The following is a 22,470-nucleotide window of genomic DNA, read 5'->3' on the forward strand; positions in this document are numbered from 1 at the left end:
CTCACCCTCTCGGGCTTTCCTCCGGGCGCTTCCCTTCGGTCTTGCGTTTCCGACTCTATCAGACCGTTTCCCGATCCGATTTCCTCGGTGCTTTCCAGGTTTCCGCTTTCGCGTTTCCCTTTCCGGCGATTCCGACTTTATCAGAAGTTCTGAGTCGGAATTCCCGCCCCCTCCGGGGTGGTCCTGACACGCAGTTGTGCCGGGTTCCCGTTCAGGCGGAGCCGTAAACCTACTGGAGCGGAGCGCCCTGATGCAAATCGGGGTGCTCCGCTCCGGGTTGACGCGTGCGAGGTGGCTCAGACCTCGACGACGACCGGCAGGATCATCGGCCGTCGGCGGTAGGTGTCCGAGACCCATTTGCCCAGCGTGCGGCGGATGAGCTGCTGCATCTGGTGGGGTTCGACGACGCCGTCCTGGGCCGACCTCTCCAGAACCTCGGTGATCTTCGGGAGGACGCCGACGAACGCGGAGTCGTCGATGCCCGAGCCGCGGGCCTGGATGTGCGGCCCACCGGTGATCTTGCCCGTGCTGGTGTCCAGCACCACGAAGACCGAGATGATGCCCTCGTCACCGAGGATCTTGCGGTCCTTGAGCGTGGGCTCGCCGACATCGCCGACCGAGAGGCCATCGACGTACACGTACCCGGCCTGGACCTTGCCGGAGATTCTGGCCTTGCCACCGATGAGGTCGACCACCACGCCGTCCTCGGCGATGACGATGCGGTCGTGCGGTACGCCGGTGAGGGCGCCCAGCTCGGCGTTGGCGCGCAGGTGGCGCCATTCGCCGTGGACGGGCATCAGGTTGCGCGGCTTGCAGATGTTGTAGAAGTACAGGAGCTCGCCGGCCGACGCATGGCCCGAGACGTGCACCTTGGCGTTGCCCTTGTGGACGACATTGGCACCCCAGCGGGTCAGGCCGTTGATGACGCGGTACACCGCGTTCTCGTTGCCGGGGATGAGGGACGACGCCAGGATCACGGTGTCGCCCTGGACGATGCGGATCTGGTGGTCCCTGTTCGCCATCCTCGACAGAGCCGCCATCGGCTCTCCCTGGGAACCGGTGCAGACGAGGACGACCTGGTGATCCGGAAGATCGTCCAGTGTCTTGACGTCCACCACCAGGCCAGGCGGGACCTTCAGATAGCCGAGGTCTCGTGCGATGCCCATGTTGCGGACCATCGAGCGGCCGACGAAGGCGACCCGGCGGCCGTACTCGTGGGCGGCGTCGAGGATCTGCTGGATGCGGTGCACATGGCTGGCGAAGCTCGCCACGATGATGCGCTTGCTGGCGTTCCCGAAGACCTGCCGCAGCACGTTCGAGATGTCGCGCTCGGGCGGGACGAAGCCCGGGACCTCCGCGTTCGTGGAGTCCGAGAGGAGGAGGTCGATGCCCTCCTCGCTCAGACGCGCGAAAGCGTGCAGGTCCGTGAGGCGGCCATCCAGCGGAAGCTGGTCCATCTTGAAGTCGCCGGTGTGGACCACCATGCCCGCAGGAGTGCGGATGGCGACCGCGAGGGCGTCCGGAATGGAGTGGTTGACCGCCACGAACTCGCAGTCGAAGGGGCCGATGCGCTCGCGGTGGCCCTCCGCGACCTCAAGGGTGTAGGGGCGGATGCGGTGCTCCTGGAGCTTCGCCTCGATGAGGGCGAGGGTCAGCTTGGAGCCGATGAGCGGGATGTCCGGCTTCTCGCGGAGGAGGAAGGGGACACCACCGATGTGGTCCTCGTGGCCGTGCGTGAGGACGATGCCCTCGATGTCGTCGAGGCGATCCCTGACGGAGCTGAAGTCCGGCAGGATCAGATCGATTCCGGGCTGCTCCTCCTCCGGGAAGAGCACGCCGCAGTCGACGATCAGGAGGCGGCCGTCGTACTCGAAGACCGTCATGTTTCGGCCGATTTCGCCGAGACCGCCGAGCGGGGTGACCCGGAGGCCCCCTTGGGGGAGCTTCGGCGGCGGAGCGAGTTCAGGATGCGGATGACTCAAAAGACTCTCCTCACCACACGCGCCACGTACCTGGCAGGGCACGTGGCGCGCATGACGTTCGTGCAGTAGCAGTTGTCTGGTGAAGCAGGCGCTCGGCCTGCGTGGTCGTACGTATTCAGTTGTGAAGTCTGTGGTTAGAGCTGTACCCCGCCGGCGGCAAGATCGATCTTGAGCTGGGCGGTCTCCTCGGGAGACAGGCCCACCATGGGCAGACGCAGCGGTCCGGCGGGCAGCCCCTGGAGGGCGAGCGCGGCCTTGCTCGTCATGACGCCCTGGGTCCGGAACATGCCGGTGAAGACGGGGAGCAGCTTCTGGTGGATCTCGGTGGCCTTCTGGACGTCGCCGCTCACGAACGCGTCGATCATGGCCCGGAGCTCGGGGGTCACGACGTGACCGACCACGGACACGAAGCCGACCGCGCCCACGGAGAGCAGCGGAAGGTTCAGCATGTCGTCGCCCGAGTACCAGGCGAGGTCGGAGCCCGCGATGGCCCAGCTGGCGCGGCCGAGGTCACCCTTGGCGTCCTTGTTGGCGACGATACGCGGGTGCTCGGCCAGTCGCACCAGCGTTTCCGTGTTGATCGGTACGCCACTGCGGCCGGGGATGTCGTAGAGCATGACCGGCAGGTCGGTGGAGTCGGCGATCGTCGTGAAGTGCTGGTACAGGCCCTCCTGCGGGGGCTTGTTGTAGTACGGCGTCACGGTGAGCAGGCCGTGCGCGCCGGCCTTTTCGGCGGCTCGGGCCAGCTCGATGCTGTGGCGCGTGTCGTTCGTGCCGACGCCCGCGACGACGTGGGCGCGGTCGCCGACGGCCTCCAGGACGGCTCGTACGAGATCCGCTTTCTCCGCGTTGCTGGTGGTCGGGGACTCGCCGGTGGTGCCGTTGACGATCAGGCCGTCGTTGCCTGCGTCCACCAGGTGGGTGGCGAGCCGCTGAGCGCCTTCGAGGTCGAGTGCGCCGTCCGCCGCGAAGGGCGTGACCATTGCGGTGAGGACCCGCCCGAAGGGGGTCTGCGGAGTGGAGGTCGGAGCCATGGGTAACACGCTACTCGCTGCTCAACGTGCGGTCTGCCCTCGGGGGACGCGACAAGTCCTGACAAAGGTGGAGCCCGGCACTGCCTGCTCGGGGGTTCAAGCAGTGCCGGGTCCGTTTGATCAGGCTAGATGAACTTCTCGAAATGCCGCAATACGGACACTTCGCTCGGTCCGCCCGTACAGATGTGCCCGAGGGAGCGGCCGATCGGGTGGTCGGGGTGCACTACGGCGCGACGCGCCCCTGGGCGTTGAAGGCCGCGTACGTGAGGGGCATGAGCTTGGCCCACTCCGCTTCCATCTTCTCGCCGACCATCTCGATCTCCCGCTGCGGGAAGGACGGGACCTTGGCGAGCTCGTGCTGTGTGCGGAGGCCGAGGAAGTGCATGAGCGAGCGGGCGTTGCACGTCGCGTACATCGAGGAGAACAGGCCCACCGGGAGGACCGCACGGGCCACTTCGCGGGCGACTCCGGCGGCGAGCATCTCCTGGTACGCCTCGTACGCGTGACGGTACGAGTCCTCCATGACGCGGCCCGTGAGCTCCTGCTGGGCCTGCGTGCCCTCGACGAAGACGTACTTGCCGGGGCGGCCCTCCTGGACCAGCTTGCGGGACTCGTCCGGGACGTAGAAGACCGGCTGGAGCTCCCTGTACCTGCCCGATTCCTCGTTGTACGACCAGCCCACGCGGTGACGCATGAACTCGCGGAAGACGAAGATCGGGGCGCTGACGAGGAACGTCATCGAGTTGTGCTCGAAGGGGCTGCCGTGCCGGTCCCGCATCAGGTAGTTGATCAGGCCCTTGGAGCGCTCCGGGTCCTTCTGCAGCTCGCCCAGGGACTGCTCCCCGGCGGTCGAGACGCGGGCGGCGAACAGTACGTCGGAGTCGGAGGCGGTGTGCTTGACCAGCTCCACGGTGACGTCACTGCGAAAACTGGGCTTGAGGTCGTCGGCGGGGGTGTCGGTCACGGCTTGCGGGGTCCTTCCCATCACTGGCTCGGGCGGCGACCACTCTACGGCCCGGCACCGACAACGGGGCGTTCGGTGCCGTGCCGCGACATTCTTTGCCGAACTTCTGCGAAGTCGGTGAAACAGGGCACCATTTGGGGCACTCGATCGTCTGTATCGGTGACAGCGATTCGTTCGAGTCGCCTGTTCCGTCAGGTCCCTTCGAGTCTCCAGAGGAGAAGCACGCTTTATGTTCCGTCGGCGCGAGCCCGTTCCGTTCGCCTTCATCGCCGAAGCCGACAAGTTCCGCAGCAACGTCACTCCCCCACCGCGTCAGCGCCCCTCCGCCGGAGAGCTGGTCGGCCGATGGCTCGTCGGCCTCACCGTGGTCGCGGGCCTCGCGGGGTCACTGCTCGTCGGATCGCCCGCCCTTTCGGCCGACGTCCCGCCCGCACACACGCAGCAGTCCGACGCGTCCCAGGGGCATTGACCCCTCCCGCCGGTCGTATGGCCTGCGGCGTACCCCTACGGACCCCCGCGGGTGGTGAGCGGAGATCCGGCTAGGTAGCCTCACCGGGCATAGTCCATGCGTGGATTGAGTGTGAGGACCAGCCGTGCCCCTGCCCTTTCTGACCGCCGACCGCGCCTTCGACGAGGCGGGCGAGGATCTCGCGCTGCCGTTCGACGACCGCGACCAGTGGCGGCGTCCCTACCGGCCCGGACCGTGGCGGGTCGGCGCGGCAGCGCTGCTGCTGCTCCTCGCCTCGTACGTGCTGTTCGCGGCGGTCATCATCGCCGCGGCGGGCAACACGTCGGGCGGCGCGGCCTGCCTGGGGATCGCGGCCGTGGTCATCGTGTGTGCTCTGCGTCTGCTGCGTATGGGGGCGTGGGTGAGCGCGGCCGGACTGCGCCGGGTGCGCTTCCTCACCACGCGTACGGCGCCGTGGGCGCAGGTCCGGGTGGTGCGGACCGTGCAGCAGCCGGTGCGGTGGCTCGGGCTGCCTCGGACGGTGCAGGGGCAGGCGCTCGTCCTGGTCCGCGGTGACCGTTCCGGTGACGAGCCGACGCCTCTGCTGACCACGCACAACGCGGACTTCCTGGGACGCCCCGAGGCCTTCGACCGGGCCGCGGACGGCATCGAGGTGTGGGCGGACGAGTACCGGCAGCACGCCTGAGCGGTCGTACGGCGAAGGGGCCCCTCCACATCACAGGAGGGGCCCCTTCGCCGTACCGCTGTCGGGATGCGCCGCACGGCCGCTCAGGTCCGTGCGGGCTTTCCGTCGTGGAGGGCGATGGCGTGCTGCATCGCCTTGCGGGCCCGCGGGGTGTCACGGGCGTCGTGGTAGGCGATCGCGAGGCGGAACCAGCTGCGCCAGTCGTCCGGGGCGTCCTCCGTCTCGGCCTTGCGCCGGGCGAAGACCTCGTCGGCCGAGTCGCGGTCGATGCGGCCGCCCGGCGAGCGCTTCAACTCGTCGACGGGCAGGCCGCCTTCGGCGTCGAGCTCGGCGGCGAGCCGGTTGGCCCGCTGGACGAACCGGGTGTTCATCCAGAGGAACCAGACGCCGATCACCGGCAGGACGAGGACGGCCACCCCGAAGGTGACCGTGATCAGCGTGCCGTTCTGTATCAGCATCACCCCGCGGCTGCCGACCAGGACGAAGTAGACGACCAGGACGGCGGCCGTGACGGCGTACGTGATCTTCGCAGTCATGGCGGTTACTTCAGATCCAGGAAGTGTTCCAGGCCGAAGGTGAGGCCCGGGGTGTCCACGACGCGGCGTACGCCGAGCAGGATGCCCGGCATGAAGCTGCTGTGGTGCAGGGAGTCGTGGCGGATCGTGAGGGTCTCGCCCTCGCCGCCGAGCAGGACCTCCTGGTGGGCCAGCAGGCCGCGCAGGCGGACCGCGTGCACCGGGACGCCGTCGACGTCCGCGCCCCGGGCGCCGTCCAGGCCCGTGGCGGTGGCGTCGGGCTGCGGGGCACTGCCCGCCTGCTGCCGGGCGGCTGCGATGAGCTGGGCGGTGCGGGTGGCGGTGCCGCTGGGGGCGTCCACCTTGTTCGGGTGGTGCAGCTCGATGACCTCGACGGACTCGAAGTACGGCGCGGCCACCTCCGCGAACTTCATGGTGAGGACGGCGCCGATGGAGAAGTTCGGGGCGATGAGGACACCCGTCCGCGGTGACGCGGCCAGCGCGGTGTTCAGCTGTGCGAGGCGCTCGTCGGTCCAGCCCGTCGTACCGACCACGGCGTGGATGCCGTGGCGTACGCAGAAGTCGAGGTTGTCCATGACCGAGGCGGGTGTGGTCAGTTCGACGACGACCTGGGCGCCGGCCTCGGTCAGGGTTTCGAGTTCGTCGCCGCGGCCGAGGGCGGCCACCAGCTCCAGGTCCTCGGCGGCCTCGACCGCCCGCACCGCCTCTGATCCGATACGGCCCTTGGCACCGAGGACCGCCACGCGCAGCTTGCTCATGTTCTTGATTCCTTAGTCGGGGACTCGCGCCGCCGTGGGCCGGCCCACGGCGGCCTACGCGACCGCTTCGTGCAGACGGGACGCCTGCTTGTCCTTGAGCGGGCCGATGACCGACAGCGAGGGCCGCTTCCCCAGGACGTCGCGGGCCACGTCCCGTACGTCGTCCGGGGTGACCGACGCGATGCGGGTCAGCATGTCGTCGACGGACATCTGCTCGCCCCAGCACAGTTCGCTCTTGCCGATACGGTTCATCAGCGCGCCGGTGTCCTCCAGGCCGAGGACCGTGGAGCCGCGGAGCTGGCCGATGGCGCGGCCGATCTCGTCGTCGGACAGGCCGTGTTCGGCGACCTGGTCCAGTTCGTCGCGGCAGATCTTCAGCACGTCGTGGACCTGGCTGGGACGGCAGCCCGCGTACACGCCGAAGAGGCCGCAGTCGGCGAAGCCCGAGGTGTACGAGTACACGCTGTAGGCCAGCCCGCGCTTCTCCCGGACCTCCTGGAAGAGGCGGGAGGACATGCCGCCGCCCAGCGCGGTGTTCAGGACGCCCAGGGCCCACCGGCGCTCGTCGGTACGGGCCAGGCCCGGCATGCCGAGGACGACGTGGGCCTGCTCGGTCTTGCGGCCGAGGAGCTCGACGCGTCCGGCGGTGCGGAGGTCGCGGGAGCCGTCACGCGGGGCGATGGGGGTGGCGGCCTGCTGCTTGAGGGCGCCCGCCTTCTCGAAGGCGGCACGGACCTGGCGTACGACCTTGTTGTGGTCGACGTTGCCCGCCGCGGCGACCACGAGGTGTGTCGGGTCGTAGTGCTTCTTGTAGAAGCGGCGGATGCGGTCCGCGGTGAGGGCGTTGACCGTGTCGACCGTGCCGAGGACCGGGCGGCCGAGCGGGGTGTCGCCGAGCATCGTGTGCGCGAACAGGTCGTGCACGCAGTCGCCCGGGTCGTCCTCGGTCATGGCGATCTCTTCGAGGATCGCTCCGCGCTCGACGTTCACGTCCTCTTCGCGGATGAGCGAGCCCGTGAGCATGTCGCAGACGACGTCGATGGCGAGCGGCAGGTCCGAGTCGAGCACCCGTGCGTAGTAGCAGGTGTACTCCTTCGCCGTGAACGCGTTCATCTCGCCGCCGACCGCGTCGATCGCGGAGGAGATGTCCATGGCGCTGCGCCTGCGCGTGCCCTTGAAGAGGAGGTGTTCCAGGTAGTGCGTGGCGCCGTTCAGAGCCGGCGTCTCGTCGCGCGAGCCGACGTGCGCCCAGATCCCGAAGGTGGCGGAGCGCACGGAGGGCAGGGTCTCGGTGACGACGCGCAGGCCCCCGGGGAGGGTGGTCTTGCGGACCGTACCGATGCCGTTCTCGCCCTTGATCAGGGTTTGGGTACGGGCAACGGCCCGCGCCTCCGAGGAGGTGCGGGCCGTCGCCGTAGAGCTACTCGACGTCACTTGTCGGTGTCGTCCTTCTTCTCATCGTCGTCGCCTTCGCCCTCGATCACGGGGATGAGGGAGAGCTTGCCGCGGGAGTCGATCTCGGCGATCTCGACCTGGACCTTGGAGCCCACGGCCACGACGTCCTCGACGTTCTCCACGCGCTTGCCGCCGGCGAGCTTGCGGATCTGCGAGATGTGCAGCAGACCGTCCTTGCCCGGGAGCAGCGACACGAACGCGCCGAAGGTCGTCGTCTTCACGACGGTACCCAGGTAGCGCTCGCCGACCTCCGGCATGGTCGGGTTGGCGATCGAGTTGATCGTGGCGCGCGCGGCCTCGGCCTGCGAGCCCTGCTGGGCACCGATGTAGATGGTGCCGTCGTCCTCGATCGTGATGTCGGCGCCGGTGTCCTCCTGGATCTGGTTGATCATCTTGCCCTTCGGGCCGATGACCTCACCGATCTTGTCCACGGGGATCTTGACCGTGATGATCCGCGGGGCGTTCGGAGACATCTCGTCCGGCGTGTCGATCGCTTCCATCATCACGTCGAGGATGTGGAGGCGGGCGTCGCGGGCCTGCTTGAGGGCCGCGGCCAGGACGGAGGCCGGAATACCGTCCAGCTTGGTGTCCAGCTGGAGGGCGGTCACGAACTCCTTGGTGCCGGCGACCTTGAAGTCCATGTCACCGAAGGCGTCCTCCGCACCGAGGATGTCGGTGAGGGCGACGTAGTGCGTCTCGCCGTTGATCTCCTGGGAGATCAGGCCCATGGCGATACCGGCGACGGGGGCCTTGAGGGGCACACCGGCGTTCAGCAGCGACATGGTGGAGGCGCAGACCGAGCCCATGGACGTCGAGCCGTTGGAGCCGAGGGCCTCGGAGACCTGACGGATCGCGTAGGGGAACTCCTCGCGCGTCGGCAGGACCGGCACGATGGCGCGCTCGGCGAGCGCTCCGTGGCCGATCTCGCGGCGCTTCGGGGAGCCGACGCGGCCCGTCTCACCGACGGAGTACGGCGGGAAGTTGTAGTTGTGCATGTAGCGCTTGCGGGTCACCGGGGAAAGGGTGTCCAGCTGCTGCTCCATCCGGAGCATGTTGAGGGTGGTGACGCCCAGGATCTGGGTCTCGCCACGCTCGAACAGCGCCGAGCCGTGCACGCGCGGGATGGCCTCGACCTCGGCGGCGAGCGTACGGATGTCCGTGACGCCGCGGCCGTCGATGCGGACCTTGTCCTTGATGACGCGCTCACGCATCAGGGACTTGGTCAGCGAGCGGTACGCGCCGGAGATCTCCTTCTCGCGACCCTCGAACTGCGGGAGCAGCTTCTCGGCGGCGATCTCCTTGACGCGGTCCAGCTCGGCCTCGCGCTCCTGCTTGCCCGCGATGGTGAGCGCCTGGGAGAGCTCGCTCTTGACCGCGGCGGTCAGGGCCTCGAGCACGTCGTCCTGGTAGTCCAGGAAGACCGGGAACTCGCCGGTCGGCTTGGCGGCCTTCGCGGCGAGGTCGGCCTGGGCCTTGCAGAGGACCTTGATGAAGGGCTTCGCGGCGTCCAGACCGGCGGCCACGATCTCCTCGGTGGGCGCCTCGGCGCCGCCCGCGATCAGCGTGATCGTCTTGTCGGTGGCCTCGGCCTCGACCATCATGATCGCGACGTCGCCGTCCTCCAGGACGCGACCGGCGACGACCATGTCGAAGACGGCGTCCTCGAGCTCGGTGTGCGTCGGGAACGCGACCCACTGGCCGTTGATCAGGGCGACGCGGACGCCGCCGATCGGGCCGGAGAAGGGCAGGCCGGCCAGCTGCGTCGACGCGGACGCGGCGTTGATCGCCACGACGTCGTACAGGTGGTCGGGGTTGAGCGCCATGATCGTGGCGACGACCTGGATCTCGTTGCGCAGGCCCTTCTTGAAGGACGGGCGCAGCGGGCGGTCGATGAGGCGGCAGGTGAGGATCGCGTCCTCGGAGGGCCGGCCCTCACGGCGGAAGAAGCTGCCGGGAATCTTGCCGGCGGCGTACATCCGCTCCTCGACGTCCACCGTGAGGGGGAAGAAGTCGAGGTTCTCCTTGGGCTTCTTGGAAGCGGTGGTGGCCGACAGCACCATGGTGTCGTCGTCCAGGTACGCCACGGCGGAGCCGGCGGCCTGCTTGGCCAGGCGGCCCGTCTCGAAGCGGATGGTGCGGGTGCCGAAGGATCCGTTGTCGATAACGGCCTCGGCGTAGTGGGTCTCGTTCTCCACTAGCGTTTTCTCCGATACTTTTCGTCTTTCGTCCTCACCTGCCCGTGTGGCAGGGGGACGCTTCTGCGGAGAAGCGCGCCTTCTGGTGCGGGCCGGTCTTCGATCGAAGCTCCCGGGGTTCGCATTCTCCCGGGGGCCACTACCGAGGACCGGCGGCGGCGAGGTGCGCTTTCCCTCGTGTCGTGCGGTGTGGCGGCCGTGCTTCGCTGTGCGCTGTCACGGAGCCACGCTGTGTCCTACGTATTGCGTTGTGCTACCACACTACAAAGGGGTGGTGACACTCCGCACGTACAGCAAAGGGAGCGGCCCCCATGAGACGGGAACCGCTCCCTTCACGATGTCCTACTTGGCGCCGCCCGCCGCACCGCGGCGGATGCCCAGACGGTCGACCAGCGCACGGAAGCGCTGGATGTCCTTCTTCGCCAGGTACTGCAGCAGGCGACGGCGCTGACCGACCAGGATCAGCAGACCACGACGGGAGTGGTGGTCGTGCTTGTGGGTCTTGAGGTGCTCGGTCAGGTCCGAGATACGGCGCGAGAGCATCGCGACCTGGACCTCGGGAGAGCCGGTGTCGCCCTCCTTCTGACCGAACTCCGTGATGAGCTGCTTCTTCGTAGCGGCATCGAGCGGCACGCGTACTCCTCGTAGTCTTCTGATGGCCACCGAGTGCCCCTGGTCCACTTCTCAGGGGAGCTTCCGTAACTCGGGAGGCGGGGATCCGCTGGGCGCGTCCTCCAGGGCCCCTAAGGGCGGTCCGGGGGTGCGTACACATACGGCCGTCACACAGCGTACCAGGGGGTGAGGGCCCCACCGACCGGGGTTCCGGGAGTCCGGGGAGGCCAGGGCCGGTCCCAGTAGGGTGACGCGACAGATCGTTCGCAGGTCGGGTCCGTACGTCGGAAGTCGGGAAGGGGTCGCTTCGCCATGACCGGGGCAGAGGACAAGGACGTCAAGGCGCGCAAGGAGCGGGAGAAGGACGAACTCTACGCACTGGACATCTCGGGCGTCGAATGGCTGAGCGCGCCCGGTACGGAGGAGCACGAGGAGCGGGTCGAGATCGCGTATCTCCCCGCGGGAGCGGTGGCCATGCGGTCGTCCCTCGATCCGGACACGGTCCTGCGGTACACGGAGGCGGAGTGGCGGGCCTTCGTCCTCGGCGCGCGTGACGGGGAGTTCGACCTGGAGCCGGCGCCGCACAACGGCGGGGCTGCGGCGGAGTAGGCGCGTAGGCAGAGCGGCGGAGCAGCCGCGTCGGACGCGGCGGCAGAGCGCTGCGCGGGAGAGCGCCGCGCGGCGGACACCGCTCGGAAGCGCGCTGAACCGAAGAGCGCTGAGCCGAAGCGGGAAGGGCCGGTGGCACGGATGCCACCGGCCCTTCTTGCTTTAGCGCTCTTTGTCCACTTTGCCTTCCGTACAAGGCCGTTCATACGCCACTTCTGGGCAGGGTGTGACGTAGTGGGTGGGAGCGGAGGTGTGGACGGGCCTGCCGTGGGGGTGGTTGTGGTGATTAGGCTGGGGTGGGCGCGGCAGCAGAACCCGTGGACGGGACCGCCGCGCCGACAGGGGGAGCCGGGGCGCGTCACACAGCCCCGGACGACGAGAACGGTCGCCCCAGCACGGCTTGCGGGTGCTCGACCACACCAGGAGGAATTGTGAACAGCGATCGGGACGGGATCCGCGGGGGCTGGGCCACGCCCGGCGATGACCAGTCCGACGCGGAGTCCGCCGTCGAGACGACGGGCGAGTTCACCATCGACTACGCCCCTCCGGCCTGGTACACGCAGAACGCGTCGGGGAGTTCGGAGGCGGCTTCCCCCGCCGCGGCCGAGGAGGAGCCGGACGCGGAGGACGGCGACACGAGCGCGCGGGGCAAGGCGGAGGAGACGGGAGCGGCGGGGGCGGTGGGAACGCCGGAAGCACCGGTGGCTCCGGTGGCTCCGGCGACGCCTGTGCCCTCCTTTGCTCCCGGGGCGCCTTTCACTCCGCCCGCTCCTGCTCCTTCTCCTGGGGCGCCCTTCGTGCCGCCCGCTCCTCCTGCTGCCCCCGCTTTTGCGGCTCCTGTTGCTCCCGTGGCCCCCGTCACTCCCGTGGCTCCCAGTGGCGGCCCGGGCGCTGTTCCGAAGCTGCCGGTGGGCAGTGGGTTCGAGCCTCAGGGTCCGGCTCCCGAGGTGCCGGCCGGTGATTCCGGGCCCACCGCCCTGCCGAACCTGCCGAACCTTCAGGGACAGTGGGCTCCGCCGGTCGCGCCTGCGAGTCCTCCGGTCGACGTACCGGCGGCTCCCGTGGTTGACACCCCTCCTGCCGGCGAGGTCTCCGACGAGGACGGCGGGGACGGCGACATCGAGAGCGGCGCCACGATGCGGATCTCGGCGGTCGCCGTGAAGCGGGAGATCGCGGAGCGTGCCGAGGCCGAGGGCGAGGCCGAGCATGCGCCCGAGCCCTCTTCGGCACCCGAGGCCGCGTCCCGGCCCGAGTCCGAGGCCTCCTCCCCGCCCGCGATCCCGGCCGAGGTTGCGGACGCGGGGACGGACACGGACGCAGACGCAGCAGCGGCTTCCGACGATGTCGCGGTCTCCGACCACAGTGTGGAAGGGCCTGACGCTGAGGTCGTCCAGGTCGCGTTCGGGCACCCGACCGAGGACGACGACCAGGTGGACGAGGGAGCCGAGGAGTCCGAGGGCTCGGAAGAGACCGGGAAGGCCGAGGTGGCGTCCCCGGAGGATGTGCCCGCGGCGCCCGCGCTTTCCGTCGCGGCCGACGAGGCCACGGACGAGGTCGGGGACGAGGTCGCGGAACCGTCCGCGGACGAGGCCGAGCCTCTTCAGGGCGACAGCCCCGCGCAGGACTCCGCCGCTCCCGTCGGCTCCGTGCCCGGCGAGTCCCCCGAGCCTCAGGGCGCCGAGCCCGAGGACTCCCGGCCGCACGATGCCGAGCCGCAGGACGCGCAGCCGACGGACGAGGCCGAGCCTCGCGACGCCGAGCCCCAGGACCTCGTACCGCCGGTCGCCGTTTCGGAGCCTGCCCCCCCGGAGGTGGCCGACGCCGTGCGGGACGCGCCTCCCGCGTGGACTCCGCCGCCGCTGCCGCAGGGCGGACTGCCTCCGCTGCCGCCGTCGTACCAGCCTGCCGCGCCCGCTTCGGCCGGGCAGTGGCCCGCGTCGACGGAGAACGAAGGTGGACAGCCTCAGGCGCAGCCACAGGCGGGGGCCCCGGTTCAGCCGGTCGTGCCGCCGCAGGGGCAGCCGTTCCAGCCGCAGGCACCGCAGCCCTCCCCGCCTGCCTGGCCCACCGCCCCTGATGCGCCTGCCGTGTCGGCCGGTACGCCTGCCCCGCCCGCTGCTGCTTCCACGCCCGCGGACGCCGAGCCGTCCGCCGCACCCGCCTCGGCGGCCGCCAACGAGAGTTCGGCGGCCGTCCCGGCGTCCGCGCCGACCGCCGAGGCGTCCACTCCGGCGCCCGCCGCCGGCGCTCCGGCAGCTCCGGGACAGCCCGGGGGTTACGGGTTCCCGCAGTTCAGCGCTCCCGGTACGGCTCCGGGGCCGCAGGACAGCGTTCCTGGTACGGCCCCGGCGGCGCAGGCGGCCCCCGCCTACCCGCAGCCGCAGCCGCAGCCCGGGGTTTCGACCGCGCCGCCGTCTCAAGCACCTGTTCCGGGTCCCGCGCCGGTTCCGCATCCGGCTCCTCAGGGCGGTTACGGCTTCCCGCAGTCCGGCCCCAACTCCGCGCAGCCCGCCGCCCCGGCACCTCAGGACGGCTACGGCCTCCAGCAGCCGACCCAGTCCGCGCCCACTCAGCCTGCTCCGGCTCAGCCCGCCCCTGCGGCTCAGAACGCACCCGCGCAGCCTCCCGCTTACGGGTTCCCGCAGCCGGGCGCTCCGGCCCAGGCCGTGCCCAACACGCCCGACCAGCAGGCGGGTTACGGCTTCCCGCAGCCCGGCCCGGCAGCGCCTGCGGCCGCGAACATGCCCAACACGGCTGACCAGCACGCGGGTTACGGCTTCCCCCAGCCCGGCCCCGCCGCACCCGCACCCGCACCCGCACCCGCACCCGACGCGAACACGCCCAACACCCCCGGCCCGCAGCCCGGTTACGGGTTCCCGCAGCCGGGCGCCCCCAACCCGCCCGCTCAGCACGGGGGTTACGGGTTCCCTCAGCCGCAGGCCGCGCAGGCTCCCCAGGCGCCCGCGGCTCCGCAGGCTCCTGCCCCGCAGGCCCCGGCTCAGCAGGCGGCGGCCCCCCAGCCGTCCGCCGCGCAGCCGTTCCCCCAGCAGGGGCAGCCCTACCAGCAGCCTGCTCCGCAGCAGCCCGTATCGCAGCAGCCCGGCACCGATGCCGGTGGCCACGGCGCACCCCAGCCGCAGGCACAACCCCAGGCGCAGCCGCAGCCGCACTCGCCCCAGGGCCAGCAGCCGCAGCACCAGCCCGGGCAGCAGCCCCCGGTCGACCCCCGTACCGGTACCGCCTGGCCGCAGCCCGTGCGGCACGATCAGCGCCAGCCCACCAACCCGGGGGCGCCGCTCGGCTACACGGCGGCCGTGGAGCTGTCGTCGGACCGGCTGCTCAACAACAAGAAGCAGAAGGCGAAGAGCGGCCGGCCCACCGCCGGTTCCTCCCGGTTCAAGCTCGGAGGTAAGAAGGAGGAGGCGGAGCGGCAGCGGAAGCTGGAGCTGATCCGCACTCCGGTGCTGTCGTGCTACCGGATCGCCGTCATCAGCCTCAAGGGCGGTGTGGGCAAGACGACGACCACCACCGCGCTCGGCGCCACGCTCGCCACCGAGCGGCAGGACAAGATCCTCGCCATCGACGCCAACCCGGACGCCGGTACGCTCGGCCGCCGTGTGCGCCGGGAGACCGGGGCCACCATCCGTGACCTCGTGCAGGCGATCCCGTACCTCAACTCGTACATGGACATCCGGCGGTTCACCTCCCAGGCGCCCTCGGGGCTGGAGATCATCGCCAACGACGTCGACCCGGCCGTGTCGACGACGTTCAACGACGAGGACTACCGGCGCGCGATCGACGTGCTCGGCAAGCAGTACCCGATCATCCTCACGGACTCCGGTACAGGTCTGCTCTACAGCGCCATGCGCGGCGTACTCGACCTCGCCGACCAGCTCATCATCATCTCGACGCCGTCCGTCGACGGTGCCAGCAGCGCCAGTACGACGCTGGACTGGCTCTCGGCCCACGGGTACGCGGATCTGGTGTCCCGGTCCCTCACCGTCATCTCCGGGGTTCGCGAGACCGGCAAGATGATCAAGGTGGACGACATCGTCAGTCACTTCGAGACGCGCTGCCGGGGCGTCATCGTCGTCCCGTTCGACGAGCACCTGGCCGCGGGCGCCGAGGTCAACCTCGACATGATGCGGCCGAAGGTGCGCGAGGCGTACTTCAACCTCTCGGCGCTGGTCGCGGAGGACATCGCGCGGCACCAGCAGTCGCAGGGCCTGTGGACGTCGGACGGCAACCCGCCGCCGGTCGCCGCCCCGCCGTTGCCCGGGCAGCCCGTCCCTGGCCTGCAGCACCCCGGTCAGTACCCCCAGCAGGGCCAGCCGGCACAGCCTGCTCAGCCCTACCAGCAGCCCCAGCCCCACCAGCCGTATCCCGGGCAGCCGTATCCGCAGCACGGGGCCCCGCCCCAGCACGGCGCTCCACCGCAGCAGGGAGCCCCGCAGCAGCCCGGCGGCTACCCGCAGCCGCCTCAGCAGCACGACCCGCCCGGCCCCGCCGGGCAGCCGGGGCAGCAAGGTCACGCGGGTCACCCGGGTGCCGCTCCCCAGGGCTGGCAGGCCCAGCCGGGTCAGCAGCAGCCGGCTCAGCCCCAGCCGGGCGCGCCCTTCCAGCAGCCTCCGGCCGCGCCCGCGCCGGGCAAGCCGTTCAACCCCAACGCCCCGGCGCCGACTCCGGGGCAGCAGTTCCAGCCGGGCGCGCCCCATCAGCCTCCACAGGGCGACCAGAACGGTCACGGCGGCCAGGACGCGCAGGGTCAGACCCCGCCGCCCCCTCCGCCCCACCAGTAACCGGCTCCTCATGTAACCCGTCCGGCCGAACCCTCGGCCTTCGTTCCACCCGAAGGGCCCGCCCCGTACACCCACGGCGCGGGCCCTCGGCGTACCCGTGGACGGACCCCGTGTGCCCGGCGCCAAAACACCGCCGTACCAGCCCCGTTCTCCGTCGCCAGCCCTCGACCAGGCCCCCTTCACCGGTCTGAACCAATGACCGTGAAATCCGCGTCAACTCGTTATTTCCGCAGGCCACACGGGGTTCACGGGCCGTTGACGCATGCCGACCACCGCTGATAGACACTCACATCAACCCGGCCGCGGTCACCGGATCGAGCAGTGCAACAGCCCATCTTCGTGCGAGTGATGACGCGAGGTCAGCGAGCCATGGACACACACGACCAGTACGGCGCGAGAGGTACCGTCCTCCGCCTCCTCGCGGCCGCCGGCGCCGCCGCCCTCACCCTCACCGTCGGTCTGGTGACCCCGCTCAACCCGGCGCCCCAGCGGGCCGAGGCGAAGGACGACAAAGAGGTCCTCACGGTCGCGGTGGCGCAGAGCGTCGACTCCCTGAGCCCCTTCCTCGCGGCGCGGCTGGTCAGTACGAGCATCCACCGGCTCACGTACGAGTACCTGACCAACTACGACCCGAAGGACAACCACGCGATCCCGGGTCTGGCCACCAAGTGGGAGCCCTCCGCCGACAAGCTCACCTGGACCTACACGATCCGCGACAACTCCACGTGGTCGGACGGTGAGCAGGCGACCGCCGAGGACGCGGCGTGGACGTTCAACACGATGATGACCGACGAGGGCGCGGCCACCGCGAACGGCAGCTTCGTCGCGAACTTCGAGAAGGTCACCGCTCCGAGCCCCACCAAGCTCGTCATCGAGCTGAAGAAGCCGCAGGCCACGATGGCCGCGCTGGACGTGCCGATCGTGCCGAAGCACGTGTGGGAGAAGGTCGACGACTTCTCGAAGTTCAACAACGACAAGAAGTTCCCCGTCGTCGGCAACGGCCCGTTCATCCTCACGGGTTACAAGGCCGACAGCTATGTGCGGCTGAAGCCCAACGAGTCCTTCTGGCGCGGGGCTCCGAAGTTCGACGAGCTGGTCTTCAAGTACTACAAGGACGGTGACGCGGCGGTGGCGGCCCTGCAGAAGGGTGAGGTGTCGTTCGTCTCCGGCCTGACGCCCGCTCAAGCGGCGGCGCTGAAGGGCCAGGACAACGTCACCGTCAACGACGCGCCGGGCCGCCGCTTCTACGCGCTCGCCACCAACCCGGGTGCGCGGGCGAAGGACGGCAAGAAGTTCGGCGACGGTCACGAGTCGCTGCTCGACCAGAAGGTCCGCCGGGCGCTGTTCATGGCCGTGGACCGCGAGACGGTCATCGACAAGGTCTTCCAGGGGCACGCGGCCGAGGGCGAGGGGTACATCCCGCCCCGCTTCTCCCCGTACTACTGGGAGCCGTCGGACGCCCAGCGCATCGCGTACGACCCGGACAAGGCCGCCGAGCTCCTCGACGAGGCGGGCTACAAGAAGAACGGTGACGGCAAGCGCGTGGGGAAGAACGGCAGGCCGATCACCTACCGCGTGCTCTGCCACGCGACGGACCCCCAGGACAAGGCGGTCGGGAAGTACCTCCAGGAGTGGTGGGGCGAGCTCGGCATCGGGGTCGCGCTGGACTGCCGGGACAACGTGAGCGATCCCTGGCTGGCGGGTGAGTACGACCTCGCCTTCGACGGCTGGTCCGTGAATCCGGACCCCGACTTCGTCCTCTCCATCCACACCTGCTCCGCGCTTCCGGCGACGCCCGAGGACATCGGCGCGACCGACAACTTCATCTGCGACAAGAAGTACGACGACCTGTACGCGCAGCAGCTCGCCGAGTACGACCCCGCCAAGCGGGCGGAGCTCGTCAAGCGGATGGAGTCGCGGCTGTACGACACCGGGTACATGAACGTCATGGCGTACCCGAACGCGGTCGAGGCCTATCGCACCGACCAGATCGCGTCGATCACGAAGATGCCTCAGGCCGCGGGGAACATCTACGGCCAGGACGGCTACTGGAGCTGGTGGTCGGCGACTCCGGCCGCCGCCAGCGAGTCCTCCGACGACTCGAGCCAGACAGGCGTCATCATCGGCATCGTCGCGGGAGTCGTGGTCCTCGCGGGCATCGGGGTGTTCTTCGCGATGCGCCGTCGCGCGACCGCCGAGGACCGCGAGTAGCCGGACCCCGCACAGCCGAACCACCGCATAGCCGGGAGTGGCCGAGTAGTGAGAGCCGTTCATGACCGCTGAAGCGACACCCTCGCTGGTCGGGAAGACCGGCGGTCCGGCGGAGGCCGGGCCGCCGGCGGTCCGCGGACCTCGGGTACGCGGCTCCGCGTATCCGCGGTACGTGGCAGGCAAACTGGGCGGCGCGGCCGTCTCCCTGCTCGCCGTCCTCGTCACCAGCTTCTTCCTCTTCCGGCTGATCCCCGGCGACCCGGTGAAGTTCATGACGGGCGGGCGTCAGGTGTCGGCCGAGCAACTGGCCGCCTACCGACGGGAGTTCGGGCTCGACCTGCCGCTGTGGGAGCAGTTCACCGACTACTGCGGCAAGGCCCTCACCGGTGATCTCGGCACCTCGTACCAGTTCCGGGCACCGGTCATCGACAAGATCACCGAGGCGCTGCCGAACACGCTGCTGCTCACGGGCACGTCGTTCGTGCTCTACACGGTGCTCGGTGTCTACCTCGGCACCAGGGCCGCCTGGCGAAGCGGCGGCCTCGGGGACCGGCTCAACACGGGCCTGGCGCTGACCCTCTACTCGATCCCGTCGTTCTGGCTCGGGCTGCTGATGATCATCGTCTTCTCCGTCGGTGTCGGGCCGATCCCCGGACTCTTCCCGACGGGCGGCATGGAGTCCGGCGACCAGGAGGGCTTCGCGTACGTCCTCGACGTCGCCCATCACCTCGTCCTGCCCGTCGTGACACTGGTCGCGGTCGAGTACGGGCAGACGCTGCTGGTCACCCGCTCGGCCCTGCTCGACGAGATGGGCAGCGACTATCTGACCACCGCGCGGGCCAAGGGGCTGCGGGACGATCTCGTACGCCGCCGGCACGCCGTGCCGAACGCCCTGCTGCCGACGATGACGCTGATCTTCATCAACCTCGGCCGGACCGTCGCCGGCGTGATCCTCGTCGAGACGGTCTTCTCCTGGCCGGGGCTCGGCGGGCTGTTCTACCAGGCGCTGAGCGTGCCCGACCTGCCGCTGGTGCAGGGGCTGTTCTTCGTCTTCGCTGCCGCGGTGATCGTGATGAACACCCTCGCCGATCTGATCTATCCGCTGCTCGACCCGAGGGTGGGCCGATGACGACGACGGACCCGGACGAGCCGATGACGTCCGACGCGACTCCCCCGCCTGCTCCTTCACCGGCTCCCCCGGCGGCGGCCTCGCCGCCCTCCCCGGGCGCCGCCCCAGCGGCGAAGGCCGGACCCCGCGCCCTCGCCCGGCAGCGCCGCCGTGCCTCCGCCGCCCGCTTCTGGCAGCGGTACCGCACGCACGGCTCGGGGCTCTTCGGCCTGGCGGCGCTCGCGCTGTTCGCCCTGATCGCGCTCACCGCGCCGCTGACCGTCGGTTCCGGCGTGCAGAGCGTGACGGACGCGCCGGGGCGGCCCATGGAGAGTCCCAGCCTCGCATTCCCGCTGGGCACCGACCAGTTCGGGCGCAGCCTGCTCGGGCTGGTGGTGTGGGGGTCACGGGTCTCGCTGCTCGTGGGCCTGCTCGCGGCCGTCCTCTCGGTCGCGATCGGCGCGCTCATCGGTATCACCGCCGGCCACTTCCGCGGCTGGTACGCGACGGTGCTGATGCGGATCACCGACTGGTTCCTGGTCATGCCGACGCTGGTGCTCGCGATCGCGCTCGCGACCGTGATGTCCCGCTCGCTCGGCACGATCATCCTGGCGATCGGTGTCACGACGTGGCCGACGACGGCACGGCTGGTGCGGGCGCAGACCCTCGCCGTGGAGTCCAGGCCGTACATCGAACGGGCGAAGGCGCTCGGCGGCGGCCACTGGCACGTCATGTCCCGTCACGTCCTGCCCAACGTCATGCCGCTGGTGCTGGCGCAGACGACCCTGATCATCTCCTCCGCGATCCTCGCCGAGGCGACACTCGCCTTCCTCGGCCTCGGCGATCCGACGGTCGTCTCGTGGGGCGGCCTGCTCCAGGACGCGCGCGAGGCGGGTGCGGTCAGCGCCGGGAAGTGGTGGTACCTCGTGCCGCCGGGCATCGCCATCGCCGTCGTGGCCCTCGCCTTCACCCTGTGCGGGCGGGCCGTCGAGTCCGTCCTCAATCCCAAGCTGGGGGTGGCCCGTTGAGCGCGCCGACCGCACGACATCTGCTGGAGGTACGGGACCTCGACGTGACGTACGCCGGAGGGGTGGCCGCCGTGCGCGGCGTGAACCTCACCGTGGACGCCGGCCAGAAGGTCGGCATCGCGGGCGAGTCCGGCTGCGGCAAGTCCACGCTGGCGCTGGCCCTGCTGCGACTGCTGCCGGCCGGGGCCCGGGTGAGCGGTCAGATCCTCCTCGACGGCGAGGACGTGCTGACCATGAAGTGGGGGCGGGTACGGGCGGTCCGCTGGGCCGGGGCCTCGATCGTCTTCCAGGGCGCGATGCACTCGCTGAACGCCGTGCACCGCGTCGGGGACCAGATCGCCGAGCCCGTTCTGCTGCACGGGCAGGCGACCCCGGCGGGCGCCCGGAGGAAGGCCGCCGAACTGCTGGAGCAGGTGGGTCTTCCGGCGGCGCGGGCGTCCGCGTACCCTCACGAGCTGTCCGGCGGCCAGCGTCAGCGCGTGATGATCGCGATGGCCCTGGCCTGCGGCCCCCGGTTGGTCATCGCCGACGAACCGACCACCGCGCTCGACGTCATGATCCAGGCGCAGATCCTGAGGCTTCTCCAACAGCTCGTGTCCGAACAGGAGTTGGGTCTGGTGATGATCAGCCACGACCTGGCCGTCCTGTCCGACACCTGCGACCGGCTCGCGGTGATGTACGCGGGCCGGGTGGTGGAGGAGGGCCCGGCACGGCAGGTGTACGAGGACGCCCGGCATCCCTATGGGAAGGCGCTGTCGGCGGCCTTCCCGCGGATCGGGGACGCCGGGTCGCGGTTCGCGCCGCGCGGGTTGCCGGGGGATCCGCCCGATCCGTCCGCACTGCCCTCCGGCTGTGCGTTCCACCCGCGGTGCGCGGTGGCACTGGACTCGTGCGCCGTCGAGGACCAGGCACTGCGGGCGGCGGACACGGGCCGCTCGGCGGCCTGCGTACACGTCGGTCCGGTGGCCGTGGCGGAAGAAGCGAGGAGCACCACATGACGACGACGACCGCTTCGGTCCCATCGGCTCCCCTGCTGAGCGCCCAGGGCCTGCATGTCGTCTTCCCCGCCCGGCGCGGCGACAGCGCCCGGGCGCGGGCCGTGGACGGTGTGGACCTGGACGTCCGGCCCGGTGAGATCGTCGCACTGGTCGGCGAGTCGGGCTGCGGCAAGACGACCCTCGCGCGCTCGCTCCTCGGTCTCGTCCCGCCGACGGAGGGCCGGGTCACCTTCGCGGGCCGCCCGCTCGACTACTCCTCGCGCGCCCTCAAGGCGTACCGCAGACGCGCCCAGCTGGTGCTCCAGGACCCGAGCGGCTCGCTGAACCCCCGGCACACGGTGTACGACGCGGTGGCGGAGGGGCTGCGCATCCACGCGTACGGGGGCGACGAACGCGAGGCGGTCTCGACTGCCCTGTCACGGGCCGGACTTCGCCCGCCCGAGCGGTTCTTCCTGCGCTATCCGCACGAACTCTCGGGAGGGCAGCGCCAGCGTGTGGTCATCGCGGGCGCGCTCGTCCTGGAGCCCGAACTCATCGTCGCGGACGAGCCGGTGGCGTCGCTGGACGCGTCGGTGCGTGGCGAGATCCTCGCCCTGCTGCTGCGGCTGCGCTCCGAACTCGGCCTGTCGGCCCTGGTGGTGACGCACGACCTGGGTCTCGCCTGGAACATCGCGGACCGGGTCGCGGTCATGTACCTGGGCCGGATCGTCGAGACGGGAGCGGTGGAGGACGTCCTGACGGCACCTCAGCACCCTTACACACAGGCTCTGTTGTCGGTCCTGCCGGAGGCTCCCGGAGATCCGGTCGTCCTCACCGGCGAGCCTCCGGACCCGTCCCGCATCCCCTCCGGCTGCCGCTTCCACGCGCGCTGCCAGGTCCTGGCGGGCGGGGAGGCCGAGCGCGCGGGGGTCGCGGACGCGTGCCGCGGGAAGGAGCTGCCGGTACTGGACGGGGGCGGCGGGGCGCAGGTGGCGTGCCACTGGGCACGGACCAAGGCACCCCTCTAGGGGCGCGGGGAATTGCGCGA

Annotated in this window: 18 protein-coding genes and 1 pseudogene; 10 read left to right on the plus strand and 9 right to left on the minus strand. The window is 70.3% G+C overall.

Annotated elements, in window-relative coordinates; genetic code table 11:
- Positions 1-296: 296 nt before the first annotated feature.
- The 3 genes from KUF83_RS15785 to thyX all read right to left on the minus strand — a co-directional run bounded on the left by KUF83_RS15785 (position 297) and on the right by thyX (position 3,980).
- On the minus strand, positions 297-1,982 hold the full coding sequence (locus KUF83_RS15785; RefSeq protein ID WP_217455314.1) for a ribonuclease J: 1,686 nt from the start codon (positions 1,980-1,982) through the stop codon (positions 297-299).
- Between the two features lie 134 nt (positions 1,983-2,116).
- Positions 2,117-3,016 carry a 4-hydroxy-tetrahydrodipicolinate synthase gene (gene dapA / locus KUF83_RS15790; RefSeq protein ID WP_217455315.1) on the minus strand — a complete coding sequence of 300 codons (900 nt, stop codon included), beginning with the start codon at positions 3,014-3,016 and terminating at the stop codon, positions 2,117-2,119.
- A gap of 223 nt (positions 3,017-3,239) precedes the next feature.
- Positions 3,240-3,980 (minus strand): FAD-dependent thymidylate synthase, encoded by a 741-nt coding sequence (gene thyX / locus KUF83_RS15795; protein ID WP_217455316.1) that lies wholly within the window; start codon positions 3,978-3,980, stop codon positions 3,240-3,242.
- A 229-nt stretch (positions 3,981-4,209) separates the two neighbouring features.
- Here thyX and KUF83_RS15800 point away from each other — a divergent pair, with 229 nt between their 5' ends.
- Both KUF83_RS15800 and KUF83_RS15805 read left to right on the plus strand, forming a co-directional pair.
- Positions 4,210-4,449: a hypothetical protein gene (locus KUF83_RS15800; protein WP_217455317.1), complete on the plus strand. Its 240-nt coding sequence runs from the start codon at positions 4,210-4,212 to the stop codon at positions 4,447-4,449.
- A 124-nt stretch (positions 4,450-4,573) separates the two neighbouring features.
- Complete coding sequence (locus KUF83_RS15805) at positions 4,574-5,134, plus strand: hypothetical protein (protein WP_217455318.1); 561 nt, start codon at positions 4,574-4,576, stop codon at positions 5,132-5,134.
- 83 nt (positions 5,135-5,217) lie between these two features.
- Here KUF83_RS15805 and KUF83_RS15810 read toward each other — a convergent pair whose 3' ends face one another.
- The 5 genes from KUF83_RS15810 to rpsO form a co-directional block, all read right to left on the minus strand.
- On the minus strand, positions 5,218-5,670 hold the full coding sequence (locus KUF83_RS15810; protein WP_217455319.1) for a hypothetical protein: 453 nt from the start codon (positions 5,668-5,670) through the stop codon (positions 5,218-5,220).
- 5 nt (positions 5,671-5,675) lie between these two features.
- Positions 5,676-6,428 carry a 4-hydroxy-tetrahydrodipicolinate reductase gene (gene dapB / locus KUF83_RS15815; protein ID WP_217455320.1) on the minus strand — a complete coding sequence of 251 codons (753 nt, stop codon included), beginning with the start codon at positions 6,426-6,428 and terminating at the stop codon, positions 5,676-5,678.
- A gap of 54 nt (positions 6,429-6,482) precedes the next feature.
- Positions 6,483-7,862, minus strand: coding sequence for a pitrilysin family protein (locus tag KUF83_RS15820; RefSeq protein ID WP_217455321.1), 1,380 nt, complete (start codon positions 7,860-7,862; stop codon positions 6,483-6,485).
- Positions 7,859-10,078, minus strand: a complete 2,220-nt coding sequence (locus KUF83_RS15825) for a polyribonucleotide nucleotidyltransferase (protein WP_217455322.1) — start codon at positions 10,076-10,078, stop codon at positions 7,859-7,861. The genes KUF83_RS15820 and KUF83_RS15825 overlap by 4 nt, the downstream gene beginning before the upstream one ends.
- A 342-nt stretch (positions 10,079-10,420) precedes the next feature.
- On the minus strand, positions 10,421-10,711 hold the full coding sequence (rpsO, locus tag KUF83_RS15830; protein WP_107021727.1) for a 30S ribosomal protein S15: 291 nt from the start codon (positions 10,709-10,711) through the stop codon (positions 10,421-10,423).
- 291 nt (positions 10,712-11,002) lie between these two features.
- Here rpsO and KUF83_RS15835 point away from each other — a divergent pair, with 291 nt between their 5' ends.
- Entirely contained in the window at positions 11,003-11,299 is a 297-nt protein-coding gene (locus KUF83_RS15835) for a DUF397 domain-containing protein (RefSeq protein ID WP_217455323.1), read from the plus strand.
- 431 nt (positions 11,300-11,730) lie between these two features.
- A pseudogene (locus KUF83_RS42795) lies at positions 11,731-11,811 on the plus strand (SCO5717 family growth-regulating ATPase); the annotation flags it as partial.
- 23 nt (positions 11,812-11,834) lie between these two features.
- Here KUF83_RS42795 and KUF83_RS15840 read toward each other — a convergent pair.
- Positions 11,835-12,059, minus strand: a complete 225-nt coding sequence (locus tag KUF83_RS15840; RefSeq protein ID WP_217455324.1) for a hypothetical protein — start codon at positions 12,057-12,059, stop codon at positions 11,835-11,837.
- A gap of 301 nt (positions 12,060-12,360) precedes the next feature.
- Here KUF83_RS15840 and KUF83_RS15845 point away from each other — a divergent pair, with 301 nt between their 5' ends.
- The 6 genes from KUF83_RS15845 (at position 12,361) to KUF83_RS15870 (ending at position 22,450) form a co-directional block, all read left to right on the plus strand.
- Positions 12,361-16,098 (plus strand): AAA family ATPase, encoded by a 3,738-nt coding sequence (locus KUF83_RS15845; RefSeq protein ID WP_308403018.1) that lies wholly within the window; start codon positions 12,361-12,363, stop codon positions 16,096-16,098.
- A 369-nt stretch (positions 16,099-16,467) separates the two neighbouring features.
- Positions 16,468-18,309, plus strand: a complete 1,842-nt coding sequence (locus KUF83_RS15850; RefSeq protein ID WP_217455325.1) for an ABC transporter substrate-binding protein — start codon at positions 16,468-16,470, stop codon at positions 18,307-18,309.
- Between the two features lie 61 nt (positions 18,310-18,370).
- Positions 18,371-19,438 carry an ABC transporter permease gene (locus tag KUF83_RS15855; protein WP_217455326.1) on the plus strand — a complete coding sequence of 356 codons (1,068 nt, stop codon included), beginning with the start codon at positions 18,371-18,373 and terminating at the stop codon, positions 19,436-19,438.
- A gap of 23 nt (positions 19,439-19,461) precedes the next feature.
- Positions 19,462-20,445: an ABC transporter permease gene (locus tag KUF83_RS15860; RefSeq protein ID WP_217455335.1), complete on the plus strand. Its 984-nt coding sequence runs from the start codon at positions 19,462-19,464 to the stop codon at positions 20,443-20,445.
- Entirely contained in the window at positions 20,442-21,443 is a 1,002-nt protein-coding gene (locus tag KUF83_RS15865) for an ABC transporter ATP-binding protein (RefSeq protein WP_254643912.1), read from the plus strand. Before KUF83_RS15860 ends, KUF83_RS15865 begins: the two co-directional genes overlap by 4 nt.
- The gene (locus KUF83_RS15870; RefSeq protein WP_217455327.1) at positions 21,440-22,450 is read left to right on the plus strand and encodes an ABC transporter ATP-binding protein; all 1,011 of its coding nucleotides are present in this window, start codon (positions 21,440-21,442) and stop codon (positions 22,448-22,450) included. Before KUF83_RS15865 ends, KUF83_RS15870 begins: the two co-directional genes overlap by 4 nt.
- Positions 22,451-22,470: the final 20 nt, after the last annotated feature.

The sequence above is a fragment of the Streptomyces sp. BV286 genome (assembly GCF_019090165.1).
In the GTDB taxonomy this organism is placed as follows: Bacteria; Actinomycetota; Actinomycetes; order Streptomycetales; family Streptomycetaceae; genus Streptomyces.

Excerpts from the sequence above, each read along its gene's own strand:
- KUF83_RS15810 (WP_217455319.1), bottom strand. The coding sequence starts at position 5,670 with ATGACTGCGAAGATCACGTACGCCGTCACGGCCGCCGTCCTGGTCGTC.
- dapA (WP_217455315.1), bottom strand. The coding sequence starts at position 3,016 with ATGGCTCCGACCTCCACTCCGCAGACCCCCTTCGGGCGGGTCCTCACC.
- dapB (WP_217455320.1), bottom strand. The coding sequence starts at position 6,428 with ATGAGCAAGCTGCGCGTGGCGGTCCTCGGTGCCAAGGGCCGTATCGGA.
- KUF83_RS15870 (WP_217455327.1), top strand. The coding sequence starts at position 21,440 with ATGACGACGACGACCGCTTCGGTCCCATCGGCTCCCCTGCTGAGCGCC.
- KUF83_RS15855 (WP_217455326.1), top strand. The coding sequence starts at position 18,371 with ATGACCGCTGAAGCGACACCCTCGCTGGTCGGGAAGACCGGCGGTCCG.
- KUF83_RS15850 (WP_217455325.1), top strand. The coding sequence starts at position 16,468 with ATGGACACACACGACCAGTACGGCGCGAGAGGTACCGTCCTCCGCCTC.
- KUF83_RS15835 (WP_217455323.1), top strand. The coding sequence starts at position 11,003 with ATGACCGGGGCAGAGGACAAGGACGTCAAGGCGCGCAAGGAGCGGGAG.
- KUF83_RS15860 (WP_217455335.1), top strand. The coding sequence starts at position 19,462 with ATGACGTCCGACGCGACTCCCCCGCCTGCTCCTTCACCGGCTCCCCCG.
- KUF83_RS15800 (WP_217455317.1), top strand. The coding sequence starts at position 4,210 with ATGTTCCGTCGGCGCGAGCCCGTTCCGTTCGCCTTCATCGCCGAAGCC.